The sequence below is a fragment of the Sporosarcina aquimarina genome (assembly GCF_023715615.1).
Taxonomy (GTDB): domain Bacteria; phylum Bacillota; class Bacilli; order Bacillales_A; family Planococcaceae; genus Sporosarcina; species Sporosarcina aquimarina_A.
On sequence record NZ_JAMBOM010000011.1, the window covers coordinates 1 to 15094 of the forward strand.

The 15094-nt window shown below is 41.8% G+C and carries 15 protein-coding genes; 3 read left to right on the forward strand and 12 right to left on the reverse strand.

What is annotated here, in order from left to right; translation table 11 throughout:
- Positions 1 to 553: 553 nt before the first annotated feature.
- Positions 554 to 1420 (reverse strand): nucleotidyltransferase-like protein, encoded by an 867-nt coding sequence (locus tag M3197_RS16590; RefSeq protein ID WP_251662920.1) that lies wholly within the window; start codon positions 1418 to 1420, stop codon positions 554 to 556.
- A gap of 127 nt (positions 1421 to 1547) precedes the next feature.
- On the opposite strand from M3197_RS16590, the gene M3197_RS16595 reads away from it, so the two are divergent.
- On the forward strand, positions 1548 to 1904 hold the full coding sequence (locus M3197_RS16595) for a YgzB family protein (RefSeq protein WP_025782767.1): 357 nt from the start codon (positions 1548 to 1550) through the stop codon (positions 1902 to 1904).
- 47 nt (positions 1905 to 1951) lie between these two features.
- Here the strand turns inward: M3197_RS16595 and perR are convergent, their stop codons facing one another.
- The 3 genes from perR to bcp all read right to left on the reverse strand — a co-directional run bounded on the left by perR (position 1952) and on the right by bcp (position 3942).
- The gene (perR, locus tag M3197_RS16600) at positions 1952 to 2395 is read right to left on the reverse strand and encodes a peroxide-responsive transcriptional repressor PerR (protein WP_251662921.1); all 444 of its coding nucleotides are present in this window, start codon (positions 2393 to 2395) and stop codon (positions 1952 to 1954) included.
- 111 nt (positions 2396 to 2506) lie between these two features.
- The gene (locus M3197_RS16605) at positions 2507 to 3451 is read right to left on the reverse strand and encodes a D-2-hydroxyacid dehydrogenase (RefSeq protein WP_251662922.1); all 945 of its coding nucleotides are present in this window, start codon (positions 3449 to 3451) and stop codon (positions 2507 to 2509) included.
- Complete coding sequence (bcp, locus tag M3197_RS16610; RefSeq protein WP_251662923.1) at positions 3448 to 3942, reverse strand: thioredoxin-dependent thiol peroxidase; 495 nt, start codon at positions 3940 to 3942, stop codon at positions 3448 to 3450. Before bcp ends, M3197_RS16605 begins: the two co-directional genes overlap by 4 nt.
- A 127-nt stretch (positions 3943 to 4069) precedes the next feature.
- Between bcp and M3197_RS16615 the strand changes: the two genes are divergently transcribed.
- Both M3197_RS16615 and M3197_RS16620 read left to right on the forward strand, forming a co-directional pair.
- On the forward strand, positions 4070 to 5359 hold the full coding sequence (locus M3197_RS16615; RefSeq protein ID WP_285851447.1) for a glutamate-1-semialdehyde 2,1-aminomutase: 1290 nt from the start codon (positions 4070 to 4072) through the stop codon (positions 5357 to 5359).
- A gap of 75 nt (positions 5360 to 5434) precedes the next feature.
- The gene (locus tag M3197_RS16620) at positions 5435 to 6520 is read left to right on the forward strand and encodes an FUSC family protein (protein WP_251662924.1); all 1086 of its coding nucleotides are present in this window, start codon (positions 5435 to 5437) and stop codon (positions 6518 to 6520) included.
- Between the two features lie 30 nt (positions 6521 to 6550).
- Here the strand turns inward: M3197_RS16620 and nikC are convergent, their stop codons facing one another.
- The 8 genes from nikC to M3197_RS16660 form a co-directional block, all read right to left on the reverse strand.
- Positions 6551 to 7447 (reverse strand): nickel transporter permease, encoded by an 897-nt coding sequence (gene nikC / locus M3197_RS16625; protein WP_251662925.1) that lies wholly within the window; start codon positions 7445 to 7447, stop codon positions 6551 to 6553.
- Positions 7448 to 7464: 17 nt separating this feature from the next.
- On the reverse strand, positions 7465 to 8469 hold the full coding sequence (locus M3197_RS16630; RefSeq protein WP_251662926.1) for an ABC transporter permease: 1005 nt from the start codon (positions 8467 to 8469) through the stop codon (positions 7465 to 7467).
- Positions 8470 to 8585: 116 nt separating this feature from the next.
- Positions 8586 to 10202 carry an ABC transporter substrate-binding protein gene (locus M3197_RS16635; RefSeq protein ID WP_251662927.1) on the reverse strand — a complete coding sequence of 539 codons (1617 nt, stop codon included), beginning with the start codon at positions 10200 to 10202 and terminating at the stop codon, positions 8586 to 8588.
- On the reverse strand, positions 10199 to 11224 hold the full coding sequence (locus M3197_RS16640; protein WP_251662928.1) for an ABC transporter ATP-binding protein: 1026 nt from the start codon (positions 11222 to 11224) through the stop codon (positions 10199 to 10201). The genes M3197_RS16635 and M3197_RS16640 overlap by 4 nt, the downstream gene beginning before the upstream one ends.
- Positions 11196 to 12218 (reverse strand): ABC transporter ATP-binding protein, encoded by a 1023-nt coding sequence (locus M3197_RS16645; RefSeq protein WP_251662929.1) that lies wholly within the window; start codon positions 12216 to 12218, stop codon positions 11196 to 11198. The genes M3197_RS16640 and M3197_RS16645 overlap by 29 nt, the downstream gene beginning before the upstream one ends.
- 144 nt (positions 12219 to 12362) lie before the next feature.
- A complete protein-coding gene (locus M3197_RS16650) occupies positions 12363 to 14108 on the reverse strand; it encodes an ABC transporter ATP-binding protein (protein ID WP_251662931.1) in 1746 nt (581 codons plus the stop codon).
- A 52-nt stretch (positions 14109 to 14160) separates the two neighbouring features.
- Positions 14161 to 14706 (reverse strand): nucleoside tri-diphosphate phosphatase, encoded by a 546-nt coding sequence (gene ntdP / locus M3197_RS16655; protein WP_025782779.1) that lies wholly within the window; start codon positions 14704 to 14706, stop codon positions 14161 to 14163.
- A 158-nt stretch (positions 14707 to 14864) separates the two neighbouring features.
- Positions 14865 to 15071 carry a gamma-type small acid-soluble spore protein gene (locus M3197_RS16660; RefSeq protein WP_251662934.1) on the reverse strand — a complete coding sequence of 69 codons (207 nt, stop codon included), beginning with the start codon at positions 15069 to 15071 and terminating at the stop codon, positions 14865 to 14867.
- Positions 15072 to 15094: the final 23 nt, after the last annotated feature.

Here is a 15094-nt window from a genome sequence, read left to right on the forward strand (position 1 = left end):
TGCCGCCAGCGTTCGTCCTGAGCCAGGATCAAACTCTCCATAAATCTGGTAGCTGATATGCAGCACATTGCGTCGTCAGCTTCAGTTGTTCATTCGGTCACGTACCTAAGTACGCTCCCTCATTCACGCCTTCGCTTCCTAGCACTGCACTACATCTCAGCAACCAGAGAGAATTGATTGCTCAATTCGTACTGGCATCATTTAAGATGTCTATCAGATCAACTAAGATCTGTTTGTGTTTGTTTCACCGGCAAAGCCGGTTTCTCAAACGATAATTCGTTGACATTTTGCTGTTCAGTTTTCAAGGTTCATATCGTCGTTCTCTCGAAGCGACTTGATTATCTTAACATGTCTGAGAAACTCAGTCAAGTTATTTTTGAAAAACTTTTTTCGTTCATCTCAGCGGATTTTGTAAGCTAGTTAGTTACCTCCGCGGCGACAAGATTTATAATAACATCGAATGCAGTTGTACGTCAACATTTTTTCAAAAAAAGTTTTAAAAACGCTTCGTGCCGGGCTTAAGCTACACAAAAACAGCCGTTTAGTACGGCTGTTATTCGAGCACGCTATACATTCGATGATACAGAAACTCGTTTTTAGAGTCTATCGACAGGACCTTAATAATGTTTTTCTCTATTAAGAATTCTATAAGCATTTCAAGGTCAACTGAGTACATCCTCAATTCACCATGCTCATGAAGTTCCTGAATCGTCCACGTCTCTTTTTGTGACATAACTTCTAATATATGATGTACCCCATACTCCGTTCGATTATGAATAAAGAACTCACTCGCCAAAAACATTAACTCCAGTCGTTTTTCTATAGGCTCATCACTCATAATAAGTTCTTCGTATAGCTTGAATATAGAAGGATCGATTTTCTTTACTTGAGACCAGACTGTTACTTCCGGAAGAATGCCTTTTTCAATGACAGACAATCTTGCTAAATGATGAAGCGATTGTACAGCATGATGGTAGGCATCCATATAATGATGCTGTTCAAAAAACGTCTTTCCTTCCATATACCGTCTAACCAATTTTGCAAGCTCGATTCCCATCTTTAAATCTCTACCGAAGAAAGGATGTTCTTGTAGTTCAGTTTTCAAATTTTCTATATACTCATTACGATCAAAGTAAACTTTTCCGTAAAATAACCAATCTACAACTTTTCGTTTTGTTCCAAGTAGTAGCCATTTTTTAAGTTGATTTTCACTTATTATATGTAGCGCTGCCTTTTCATCTCCATCCGTATAGTGCTTTGTTTGAATCGGAATGGTATTTGATGAGGATATGATTAGCAGTATTTCATCAAACGTATCAGTCAGGGGATCTCCTTCCCATCGTTTGCTAACGAGTATCACACCGAGCGTGTCCGGAAAACTTGCCCTTTCTTGATAGATTGGTCTGAGTGTTTGTTCCATTGTAATTCCTCCCTAGATGATATATAAGTTCGCCAGACGTTCTACAAATCCTCCTTCAAGAGACTCCTATGTTGCTATAGTAGAATATGTGCTATATTAAGGGAGCGAATCACAAGGAGGTCATGCAATGAAACCTTATAAAAATAAAATCAATCGCATTCGGTCATTTGCTCTTTCACTCATCTTCATCGGAGTGATTGTTATGTATATCGGTCTGTTCTTTAGGAAATACGAAATCATTATGTTACTTTTCATGATTCTTGGCGTGCTAGCTATACTAGCAAGTGTTGTTGTGTACGCTTGGATTGGGACACTTTCAACTCGAGCCATACAGATTATTTGTCCGAATTGCGGTAAGGAAACAAAGATGCTTGGACGCGTAGACATGTGCGGCCACTGCAGGGAGCCATTAACAATGGATCCTACACTTGAAGGAAAAGACTTTGATGAACTCTATAATAAACCAAACAAACGAAAAAGCTAACACAAAAAAACACTTGGTTCTCTTCCTAAAAAGAGAACCAAGTGTTTTTAATTAGCTTTAGAAGCTTGTTTTTCACAAGTAGGACATACTCCATAAACTTCTAAGCGATGAGAGTTCACTTTAAAACCCGTCACATGGGAAGCCAAACGTTCCACTTCTTCAAGCCCCGGATGATGAAAATCGACAATACTTCCACATTCGTCACAAATGATGTGGTAATGATCATGTGTTACAAAATCAAATCTGCTTGAAGCGTCTCCATAAGTCAGTTCCTTTACAAGACCGGAATTTCTGAAAACACGCAGATTATTGTAGACTGTCGCAACACTCATATTAGGAAAATCACTCTCGAGTGCTTTGTAAATTTCATCCGCCGTTGGATGGCATTCAGAAGATATGAGGAATTCTAAAATGGCATGTCGCTGCGGAGTTATCCGAACGCCACTTTCCTTTAATGTGACCAGCGCATCTTTTAGCATTGCACCAGACATAACGAACACCTCTATTCCACAAGGATTACTTCTTTATAATCATTATAATTAGTTTACTGAATTCGATGTCTGGTGTCAAACATTCTGGATTCTAAAGCAACTTATTATGCTTTAATACCCTCTGTCTGTCTCAATTACATTTTTAAATTCTCTATTCTCCGATAGCCAAACCTGAAGATTTTCTTTGAAAATCTCAAGAGCACGCTCCACATACTTTGCTGATAACGCTGAAACGTGTGGTGATACTGTACAATTTTCCATCTCCCATAATGGACTTTCTACTGATAACGGTTCTTGTTCGAATACATCTAGCACTGCATGAGCGATTTCACCTTGTTGAAGAGCTTCTACTATTACCTGCTCTTTAACCAAATCTCCCCGACCAAAGTTCATAAATATCGAAGACTTTTTCATTTTTTGAAAGTGTGATTTGTCCAAAATCCAGCGTGTTTCTTGCGTACTAGGCAATACGGAGATGATATAATCTGATTCGGATAGACGTTCGCTTATATGAGAAAAAGAAATATCCTCGTCCATTCCATCATGAGTATTACCAGATCTGCTGCATCCTATCGTATATACTCCAAATGCCTGAAGCAATCGACCGATTTCTCCTCCAATCGCTCCTGGTCCAAGAATAAGTGCCCTAGATCCACGGAGCTCACTAGATTTCATCTTTTCCCATACTTTTTGCTTCTGTTGTTCCTGTATTATCGGAAGTGCACGATTTAGTGAGAGAATGTGCGCAAGAACTGACTCCGCCATCGGTGTCTTATGAATACCACTCACATTTGTTACAAGAATTCCACGCTCCCCTAATTTTGTGAGAGGCAATTTATCAACTCCCGCAGACGCCACCATTACCCATTTCAATTCTGTTAGCTGGTTCAACATTTCCTCAGTCAGATCACTACCGTATGTAACGAGAATTGTAATTTGTTTATCGGGAGCACCCTCAATGGTATCTGAGAAGTCAAAGTGAATTTTTGGGAACCCTTCGGTTAGCTCGTGACGAAACTTCTCCTTGATTGGGAATGTTAATAACGCATTCGTCATAATGATTCACCAGTTCCTTCATTAGATACCTGCAACAATGTTTGATGAACGGCATCGATATGACCATCTACTTTTACCTTACGCCATTCTTTAATAACAGTACCTGTTGGATCGATAAGGAATGTAGAACGCTCGATTCCCATATATTCTTTTCCAAATGTCTTTTTCAATTTCCACACTCCATACAGTTTTGAAACTGTCTGTTCCGTATCTGCTAAGAGCGAGAATGGAAGTCCGTGTTTGTTGATGAATTTTATATGCGAAGCTTCGCCATCAGGGCTTACTCCTAGAATGACTGCATTCAGTGCACTAAATTCGGAATGGTTCTCTTTAAAAGATTGTGCTTCCAACGTACACCCCGGTGTTGCATCTTTAGGATAAAAGTAAAGAATCACATACTTCTTTCCCTCATAATCGGAAAGTGTAACTGGACTACCGTCTTCATTTTGTAAAGTAAAATCAGGTGCATGCAATCCTTCAAGCGTTGACATTTCTCATTCCCCCTATCAGATTCTTTCCTATTATAGTATCGGACTACTCCGTCTTTTTCAATTCCTTTGGTGTTTCGCTCATTATTAGGTAAAATAGAGAAGAAGTGATTTGAACGGAGGAATAAAAATGGAACGAACTAATTCAGAAACAATCTATGCGGAAGCCTGCGAACATATTGTTGGCGGGGTCAACAGCCCATCTCGTGGCTATAAAGCTGTTGGTGGAGGAGCACCAACTGTTATGGAGCGTGCAGAAGGGCCTTACTTCTGGGACGTTGATGGAAATAAGTATATTGACTACTTAGGTGCATATGGACCAATCATTACTGGGCATGCGCATCCTCATATAACAGCAGCAGTCACAAAAGCAGCCGAAACTGGACTACTCTATGGAACACCCACTAAACATGAAGTGAAATTTGCAAAAATGATCAAAGAGGCAATCCCAGGTTTAGATAAGGTTCGTTTCGTCAATTCCGGAACTGAAGCTGTTATGACAACAATACGAGTTTCAAGAGCCTATACGGGTCGTACGAAAATCATGAAATTTGCAGGTTGCTACCACGGGCACTCTGACCTTGTACTAGTTGCAGCAGGTTCAGGACCCGCAACACTCGGAACTCCAGACTCAGCTGGTGTCCCTAAAACAATTGCAGAAGAAGTTATTACAATTCCATTCAATGATCCGGAAAGCTTTAAAGTCGCTATGGACAGATGGGGAGATGAGATCGCTTGCATCTTAGTGGAACCAATCGTTGGGAACTTTGGTATCGTTGAACCTCAAGAAGGTTTCCTTCCCCTCGTCCATGAGATTGCAAAAGAAAAAGGTGCACTTATCGTATACGATGAAGTCATCACTGCATTCCGTTTCCATTATGGGTCGGCAGCTGAGCTCCTTGGACTCGAACCAGATTTGATGGCGCTTGGAAAGATTATCGGTGGAGGTTTGCCAATCGGTGCTTACGGCGGTAAATCAGAAATCATGGATACCGTTGCACCACTCGGACCTGCATATCAGGCAGGAACTATGGCAGGTAATCCAGCATCAATGCTGTCAGGTATCGCATGTCTGGAAGTTCTTCAAACTCCAGGTCTTTATGCAGAATTAGATCGCCTAGGAGCATTACTGGAAGAAGGAATTCTCCAATCTGCGAAGAAACACCATGTTCCCATTACCATCAATCGAAAATGTGGTGCCCTAACCGTTTTCTTTACAGAAGAGACTATTGTTAACTACGATCAAGCTGAGGCAACCGACAGTGAACGATTTGGCAAATTCTTCAAACTTTTACTGAAGAATGGCGTCAACTTAGCACCTTCTAAATACGAAGCTTGGTTCATCACGTCTGCTCATACAGAAAAAGATATTCAAGATACATTAATTGCTGTAGATTTAGCATTTGCAGAATTACTTTAGTAGAGGATTGTTGACCCACGCCGGTATTTATTGTAAAGTAGCGCAAAAGAGACCGTTAAAGAGAGGAATACATTCATGAAACTTGGTGCCCGAAGTTTGAAAACGGGTATTGCGATTGTCTTCGCCTTGTTCGTTGCACAATTGCTCAACTTGCCCAATCCTGTGTTTGCAGGGATTGCTGCGATATTCGCAATACAGCCGACCATTTACAGGTCATATTTAGAGGTTATTGAACGAATTCAAGGTAACTTGATCGGTGCCACTATCGGGGTTGTCTTCATTCTAATTTTCGGACATCAGCTAGTCATCATTGGACTGGCAGCTGTGATTGTTATATTAGTCATGCTTAAACTAGGTCTGGAAAAGTCAATTGGCCTTGCACTCGTCACCACGGTTGCTGTCATGGAGATCCAGGGAGATGACTATCTCTTACTCGCGTCACTTCGTGTCTTAACGATTCTAATCGGAGTCCTAGCAGCATTTTTAGTAAATCTCATATTCATGCCGCCAAAGTACGAAGTAAAGCTATTTCAATCAATTCACCAAGTGCAAGACGAAATCATTCGTTGGATTCGTCTGACTGGTCGACAAGCATCTGATTTCATTGCAACCAAAAACGTAATTCTCAACTCAAGGGAACAACTGACAACTATTGATCAGCTCTACTCATTGTATAAGGAAGAACGGTATTACTTGAAAAAAAACCAATATGCCAAAGCACGTAAGCTCGTTATTTATCGGCAAATGATTGTTGCATCGAACGCAAGTCTACAAGTTCTGAAAAAACTTCATTTATATGAAAATGAGCTCGCAATGTTGCCTGATCACTTTAAAATGATGGTGCAAGAACGTTTGGATGCCATACTTACGTATCATGAGCAACTGCACTTAAAATTTGTAGGTAAGTTAAAAGCTGACCAATTAAGTACTGGACTCCATGATGAGTATATTCAGCGTCACGAAGTAATGGAAATCTTCGTGAAAGAGATTGTTCTTACTAAAGAAGAAGATGAAGAATTTTCCACATACTATTTACTTCACATCCTTTCTTCTATTCTTAATTATGAAGAACAACTTGAGCATTTGGATAGTCTTGTCGTAACCTATCAACGTAGATACGACAGTGAAACGAATACTAAATTTGAAGATGAAATCTATTAAAAAACCTAGAGGCTGTAAGCCTCTAGGTTTTTAGCTTTTCATTTTAGGATCGAGTGCATCTCGTAACCCATCTCCCATTAAGTTGAATCCTAAAACCGTCAACATTATGGCAAGTCCAGGGAAAATCATTGTCCACGGAGCGGACTGCAAATAATCCTTAGAATCCGCTAGCATCTTCCCCCACTCTGGTTGAGGGGCTTGAGCTCCTAGACCGAGGAAGCCAAGAGCAGCTGCTTCAAGAATTGCAGTGGCGATGGCAAGAGTTCCTTGTACAATTACTGGTGCCATCGAATTCGGTAAAATGTGTGAAAACAAAATACGTACATCTTTCATCCCGATTGCTTTCGCAGACGTAATGTACTCATCTTCCTTAATACTGAGCACTTTCGACCGGATTAGCCTACCGAAGTTCGGTACGTTAATGGTCGCAATAGCAATGAGTGCATTTTGTAGACTTGGTCCGAGTACAGCAACGATCGCAATTGCAAGCAGGATAGACGGAAACGCAAGCATGATGTCGAAGATACGAGAAATGATGACATCCACCCAACGTCCATAATATCCTGCAATAATCCCTAGGATACTTCCCACCACAACAGAACCGATTACAGAGAAGAATCCGACAGCTAATGAAATACGTGCGCCATGAATGATTCTTGAGAGGATATCCCGTCCGAAATCATCCGTTCCAAACCAATACTCAGCAGAAGGGGGATGGAGCCGGTCCGCCATATTCTGATCATTAATGCCTTGCGGTGTAATCCACGGTGCTAAAATGGCAAGAATAACAAAAAGTAAAACCACTGCCATTCCTACCACTGCCACTTTACTCTTTCTAAAGCCAAGCCACGCATCGCGCCACGGTCCGGACTCTTTCTCAATTTTTGCTTCTGCAATCCCATCCACCTTGGGTGTCAATTCAGACATGGTACCAACCTCCTTCCTCAGTCATATTTTATCCTCGGATCAATTACACCATAGAGTAAGTCAACGATGAGGTTGATCATCACGAAGAAGAATGCAACAATTAGAATCCCGGATTGGATGACGGGGTAATCTCGATAATTAATGGCATCATAGATGTAGCGTCCGATTCCTGGCCAAGCAAAAATCGTTTCTGTTAGAATCGCCCCACCAAGAAGCATCCCCATTTGTAGTCCTACAATCGTTAAAACTGGAATAATTGCATTTTTCAGAGCGTGCTTATATACAACCCAAAACATCTTCTGCCCTTTCGCACGTGCTGTCCGGATATAATCTGAACGCATCACTTCGAGCATACTGGAGCGCGTCATTCTTGCAATAATCGCCATCGGAATCGTTGCAAGTGCAAGCCCAGGGAGGATTAAATGCTTAAACACTTCCCATAGCTGATCAAATCTACCATTCAACATGGCGTCTATCATATACAAATTCGTTATTGCTGAAACAGGATCCCGAACTTGCTCACGTCCCGTTGTCGGTAGCCACTGGAGTTCGATGGCAAATGCCCATTGTCCGAGTAGACCAAGCCAGAAGATAGGCATCGATACACCGACAAGAGCTAAAATCATTGCCGTATAGTCGAACCACGAATTTTGGAACCAAGCTGATATGATTCCGGCGTTGATGCCGATAATAACTGCGATAATCATCGCAAATAAGGCAAGTTCAAGTGTCGCTGCAAGATACGGCCAGATTTCATCTGCAACTGGCAGTCTTGTTCTCATCGATTCTCCTAAGTCCCCAGTGAATAGACCTTTTAAATAACTGAAGAATTGAATGTACCATGGCTGATCGAGACCTAATTTCGCATTGAGTGCAGCAACCGCCTCAGGTGTTGCTTGTTGGCCTAATATGACTTGAGCTGGATTTCCAGGAATCGCCCGGATCATCATAAAGACAACAAACGTCATTCCTAACAGTACGGGGATAAGTTGAAATAGTCTTTTTCCTATGTAACTGAGCATTCGGTTCACCTCTCATCGCTCTTTTTTCCTTTAGCGCAGAACAGTCCTTTTTAAAACATGAAAGGGGGATATGGCATAGCGCCTTCCCCCTTCACACATTCATGTGGAACACAGGCTTACTTAAAATCTACATTTGAAAGCAAGTCAGATCCTGTTGGATGTGGTACGAATCCAGTGAGATCCGCTGCTCCACCAAGTAGTGGAGTCGAGTGAGCAAGTGGTACCCATGGAGCTTCTTCATGAAGGATTTCTTGTGCTTTCATGTAAAGCTCATTACGCTTATCTTCATCTACTTCAGTTTGAGCTTCAAGGAACAATTTGTGAGTTTCATCGTTTTTGAAATACGTGTAGTTGTTGCTTGCGATATTGTCTTCATCGAGTAGAACGTATAGGAAGTTATCAGCGTCGCCGTTATCTCCTGTCCATCCAAGCATGAAGGCATCCGCTTCACCTTTACTTGCTTTGTCTAAATACGTTGCCCATTCATAAGAAACGATTTTTGCTTTGATGCCTACATCCGCCAAGTTGCTCTGGATTACTTCTGCAACTTTTGTGCCGTCTGGCATATAAGGACGTGGAACTGGCATTGCCCATAATTCCATTTCAAATCCATCTTCAAGTCCTGCTGCTTTTAATAATTCTTTTGCCTTTTCAGGATCATATGCATATTCTTCAATTTCATCATTGTAACCAGAGATTGAGGAAGGCATTGGGTTTTTCGCAGATTCTGCACGACCTTCAAAGAACGAATCAATGATCGTTTTCTTATCGATTGCATAGTTCATTGCCTGACGTACTTCTTTCTTATCAAATGGAGGGCGAGTTACAGTTAGCCCTAGGTAACCTACGTTCATAGAAGGACGTTCGAACAGCTGAAGATTAGAATCTCCTTCAATTTTCGCACCATCCGCAGGGTTGATGCCGTCAGCTAAATCGATTTCTCCTATAGTCAAAGCATTCAAACGTGCTGCATTGTCAGGAATTGAACGGAAGATAACTTTATCTAGCTTAGGAAGTCCTTCTTTCCAGTAATCCGCGTTCTTTTCAATCGTAATTGAATCGTTCGCTTTCCATTCTACAAATTTGAATGGACCTGTTCCTACTGGATTACGCTCGTATTCGTCGTCCCCTTTTGCAAATGCTTCAGGACTAGAAATCGCGAACATGCTCATTGCAAGGTTTTTCAAGAATGGTGCTTGTGGACGCTTCAGTGTAATAGCGACTGTGTATTCATCTTCAGCGATAACAGACTCGATGACTGCTTCTTCTTCTCCTTCAAACCCACCAAACATTGAACTATAGTACGGAAACTTTTCAGCGTCTCCTGATGCCCAACGTGCGAAGTTTGCGACAACTGCATCTGCGTTAAAATCTGTTCCATCGTGGAACTTAACGCCTTCTTCTAACTTGAATGTATACGTCAAACCGTCTTCAGATGTCTTCCACTCTTTTGCGAGACCCTTTTGAACCGTAGTATCTTGCTCACCGAAGTTCACAAGTGTCTCAAACAGATTGACAGTGACTTTAAATGTTTCGCCTTCAGTAACACGTGATGGATCGAGAGAAGTTGAATCTCCTCCGCGTCCGAATACTAACGTCTTTTCCTTCCCGCTAGCCTTCTCACCATCTTTTTCTGCGCCTTGTTCTTTGTCGTCACTTCCGCAAGCAGCAAGTGCCGTTGAAAGAACGAGAAGCATGACAAGCGCAAGTGACCATAATTTCCCTTTTCTCATAAGGACCCCTCCATCTCTTTTTCTTTCATTTCTATGTCATTGCCGGTTTGTTCACTATAGAGGTGACAAGCGACAGATTGACCATTCTCATGCTCGATCAGTTGTGGTGAAACTTTTGTACAAATATCCATTTTAAATGGACAGCGTGTATGGAATGTGCATCCTGATGGCGGATTCGCCGGGCTCGGAATGTCACCATCGATCATCACCTGCTCTTTCACATAGTCGGGATCTGGAACAGGTACTGCAGAAAGTAATGCTTTTGTATATGGATGAAGTGGCGTTGCATACAGCTGTTCGCTTGGTGCAAGTTCCACCATCTTTCCTAAATACATCACTCCGACTCGATCACTAATGTGTCGGACTACACCAAGATCGTGAGCGATGAAAATGTAAGTGAGGTCAAATTCTTTCTGAAGATCTTGCATCAAGTTCAATACTTGGGCTTGAATCGACACATCAAGCGCAGATACCGGTTCATCCGCAATGATCAGTTTTGGATTGGTCATAAGTGCACGCGCAATACCGATACGTTGTCGTTGTCCCCCACTAAATTGGTGAGGATAACGCTTTGCATGAAACGCACTTAAACCGACAATTTCCAAGAACTTGACGACGGACTTTTTCCGTTCCTGAGCGTTTGAAATCCCGTGTACAAGAAGTGGTTCTTCAAGAATTTTCCCAATCGTATGCCGTGGATTCAGTGAGGCATACGGATCTTGGAATACCATTTGAATGTCTCGGCGCATCTTTCTCATTTCAGTCGCTGACAAAGAAGTCAATTCTCTTCCATCGAACTCAACAGTTCCTTCAGTCGGCTCCAAAAGTCTCATGAGAACCCGACCCGTTGTCGATTTTCCACAACCACTTTCCCCAACTATCCCAAGTGTTTCGCCTTTATTTACATAGAACGATATGTCATCTACTGCTTTTACATGCCCAACCGTTCTTCCTAACAGTCCCTTCTTAATAGGGAAATACTTTTTAAGACCTTCAACTTTCAACAAAGGCTTTTGGTCCATCTTGCGTCACTCCTTCCTCACTATATAAGAAGCATCTCGTCTGATGACCCGTTTCTGTTTGAATCAGTGCAGGATCTTCTGCTAAACACCTGTCAAATGCAAATTCACATCGGGCCGCGAATTTACAGCCTTTTTTAATGGAACCCGGCTTTGGTACATTACCTGGAATCGAGTAGAGTCGATCTTTTTTATAACGCATATCCGGTACTGATTGAATAAGCCCTTTTGTATAAGGGTGTTGAGGGTCTTCGAATATCTTTTTGACTGAAGCCTCTTCAATTACCTGGCCCGCATACATGACAATGACTCGTTCGCATGTTTCAGCTACGACGCCTAAGTCATGGGTAATTAGCATAATGGCTGTATCGAGTCGGGTGTTTAGTTCCTTCATCAGCTTCAAAATCTGCGCTTGAATGGTTACATCAAGCGCGGTAGTCGGCTCATCGGCAATGAGGAGTTTCGGGTCACAAACGAGTGCCATCGCTATCATTACCCGCTGTCTCATCCCACCTGATAACTGATGCGGATACTCGTCAATCAGTTCATCGGCACGTGGCAAACCGACTAGCTTCAACATTTCAATCGCTCGTTCGCGCGCACGCTTTTTTGACCATTTTTTCTCGTGAATCAAAATCGCTTCGGACATCTGATTTCCAATTGTAAATAGAGGATTCAATGAAGTCATCGGCTCTTGGAAAATCATCGCGATGTCATTCCCGCGTATGTATCGCATTTCTTTCTCGCTTTTCTTCAGCAAGTCATTACCCTGAAATAGTATTTCGCCACCCGTTATTTTCCCAGGGGGTTTTGGCACTAGACCCATCACTGATAGCGAGGTCACGCTTTTCCCACAACCTGATTCCCCCACTATCCCAAGCACTTCCCCTTCTCTTACAAAGAAATCGACGTGGTCGACTGCCGGGATTGCTCCTGAGTCAGTAAAAAAAGTGGTCTGCAAGTCTTTTACATCTAAGACTTTTTTTCGTTCGCTCATGGTACCGCCCTCTCCCAATACTATTTTTCTAAATATAACTTCTATTCAGTATTATACGGTTTTATATGTGTAAATCAAGACAATTTTCAATACAATCAAAAAAAGCAGACAATTAAGGGATACCCTTTAATTGTCTGCCTCTGTTTATATAGTTTGTACTTGAAACAAATCGTAGTAGATCCCTTGCTTCTCTATAAGCTCGGCGTGCGTCCCTTGCTCTTTTAACTCCCCATGGTCAATTACTAAAATTTTGTTTGCATGCGTAATTGTAGACAATCGATGCGCAACGATTATAGTTGTCCGATTATGTGCAAGTCGGCTCAACGATTCTTGGATAAGTGCTTCGCTCTCAAGATCCAGAGCTGAAGTAGCTTCATCCAATATAAGCATCGGTGGGTTTTTCAAAAATACACGCGCTATTGAAAGTCGTTGCTTCTGCCCTCCTGATAGTTTAACACCACGTTCGCCCACTTTCGTTTCATATCCCTCAGGTAGCTCCATGATGAAGTCGTGCGCATTTGCGGCTTTTGCAGCAGACACGATTTCTTCTTCTGAAGCATCAGGTTTCCCCATCAGAATATTACTGCGTACTGAGTCGCTGAATAGGATACTATCCTGCAGCACCATTCCAATTTGGTCTCGCAACGTTTTCATCTGAATATCACGTAAGTCGTGACCATCAATACGAATAGCCCCACCCGTGACATCGTAAAAACGAGGAATGAGACTGACTATCGTGGATTTTCCTCCACCACTCATTCCAACGAGCGCAACAGTTTCACCTGGCTTCACAGTGAAATTCAGATCTTTTAAAACTGGAAATCCCTCTTCTTCGTAAGCAAATTCCACATGATTAAATTCAATCTCCCCTTGAATCACCGGCAATGCATTAGCATCTTTTTTGTCAGTTACTTCGTAAGGTTCTTCCATCAATTCAAATACGCGGTCCATCGACGCAAATGATTGCGTCAGGGAGGTAGATGCGTTGACCAATCTACGCAAAGGACTGTATAAACGTTCAATATATGCAATGAATGCAACCATCGTTCCGACTGATAGAGAACCATTAATCACTTGATACCCCGCATAAGTTATGACCAATAACGGAGCCACGTCTGTAATGGTGTTAACGACAGCAAATGCCTTTGCATTCCATTTCGTATGTTCAATCGCTTTGTCAAGAAACTTTCCATTGGTCTCATCAAATCGTTGTTTTTCAACTTCTTCCAGTGAAAAACTTTTAATGACACTGACCCCTGCGACACGTTCATGTAAATAGCTTTGAACGTTTGCAAGTGCCTGGGAACGTTCGCCCGTGAGTTTACGAAGTTTACCGAAAAAGTGTTTCACGCTGAACGCATAAAACGGGAATGCAAGTAACGTTACGAGTGTCAATGGCACGTCCATCGTGAGCATGATAGCAATAGCAATCAGAATTGTCGCCAAGTCCAGCCAAACGTTCATCAACCCAATCATGACGAAGTTTTTCGTTTGCTCAACGTCATTGATAATCCTTGAAATCACTTCACCAGCTCGCGTTTCCGCATAGTAACGCAAACTTAGTTTTTGTAAGTGTCCGTACAAGTTTTGACGAATATCATATAAGATTTTATTACTGACATACTGTGCATAATATTGGCGGTAATATTCTACTGGCGGTCGTATGATGAAAAACACAAGAGCCGTTCCACCAAGCCAGTAAAAAAGTTGTGCAGTTTTTTCATCAGCCGTCAACGTTTGTGAACCAATTACGTCATCGATAACAATTTTTATGAGAAAAGGGATAAATAGCGGAATTGCAAACTTAATGATTCCGATGACAACAGTTAAAACTATCTGCCAGGTGTATGGCTTTACGAATTTTAAATAACGCTTAGTGCTTTCTCCCATTCTACATCTCCTATCTAAAAAAGCCTGCCGCAGATATCGCAGCTCGGCTTCTTCATACTTCACTTTTCATATTTTTGTAAAACTCATAACGGGAAGTCCAAACATCAATGAAATCCGGAGCAAAAGGACCTTTGCGTTGTTTGATCCAACTTAGAAGTGTTTCAAGATTCCGCCGCAAAATTTTGTCAATCACTTCCGGATAACCCATTTGCTTTTTATGATCTGCATACTCATCTTCGTCCAAAATGAGATAACTCATGTCTGGAAAAACTTTGACATCCAAATCGTAGTCGATATATTTAATGGAATTATTGTCAAAGACAAAAGGTGAGCTGATGTTGACATAATAGTACACACCATCTTCTCGAAGCATGCAAATGATGTTGAACCAGCGTTCTGCATGGAAATAACAAATCGAAGGTTCACGCGTGATCCATGTTCGACCGTCAGATTCTGTTACAAGCGTTCGATCGTTTGCACCGATAATAATGTTACGTGTCCCCTTTAGGACCATAGTTTCTTGCCAAACTCTGTGGATATGGCCATCGTGTTTATAACTATGTACTTGTACTGTTTCCCCTTCTTTTGGAATATCCATCATTAAAACCACCTTTTCGTGACCGGGAAATATACCGCTCCATTCTTATCACAACATTATACCAACCGTTCCTGAAAATAGAAAATGTTTACCCCTGTTGGTCATAGAAAAACCGGCAAGGAGACTATTGCTCCCGCCGGCCGGTGGTGTCCATCCAATTATTTTGTCTGGTCTCCGTAACTATTTGCACGTTGCCCTGAAGCTTGACGTTTTTTCGCTTCAGCTTTTTGGTTTTGTTGTTTCACGTGCTGAACATCTGTTTCGGCTCCAAACTCTTCGTTCATGAGCGGATTGTTTTGTTGGTTTTGTTGGTTAAATTGCTGTTGCTGTTTGTTTTTCTGGTTCCGCTGGTTGTTTGTTGTCATGGATTTTCACCTCCGTAACAACT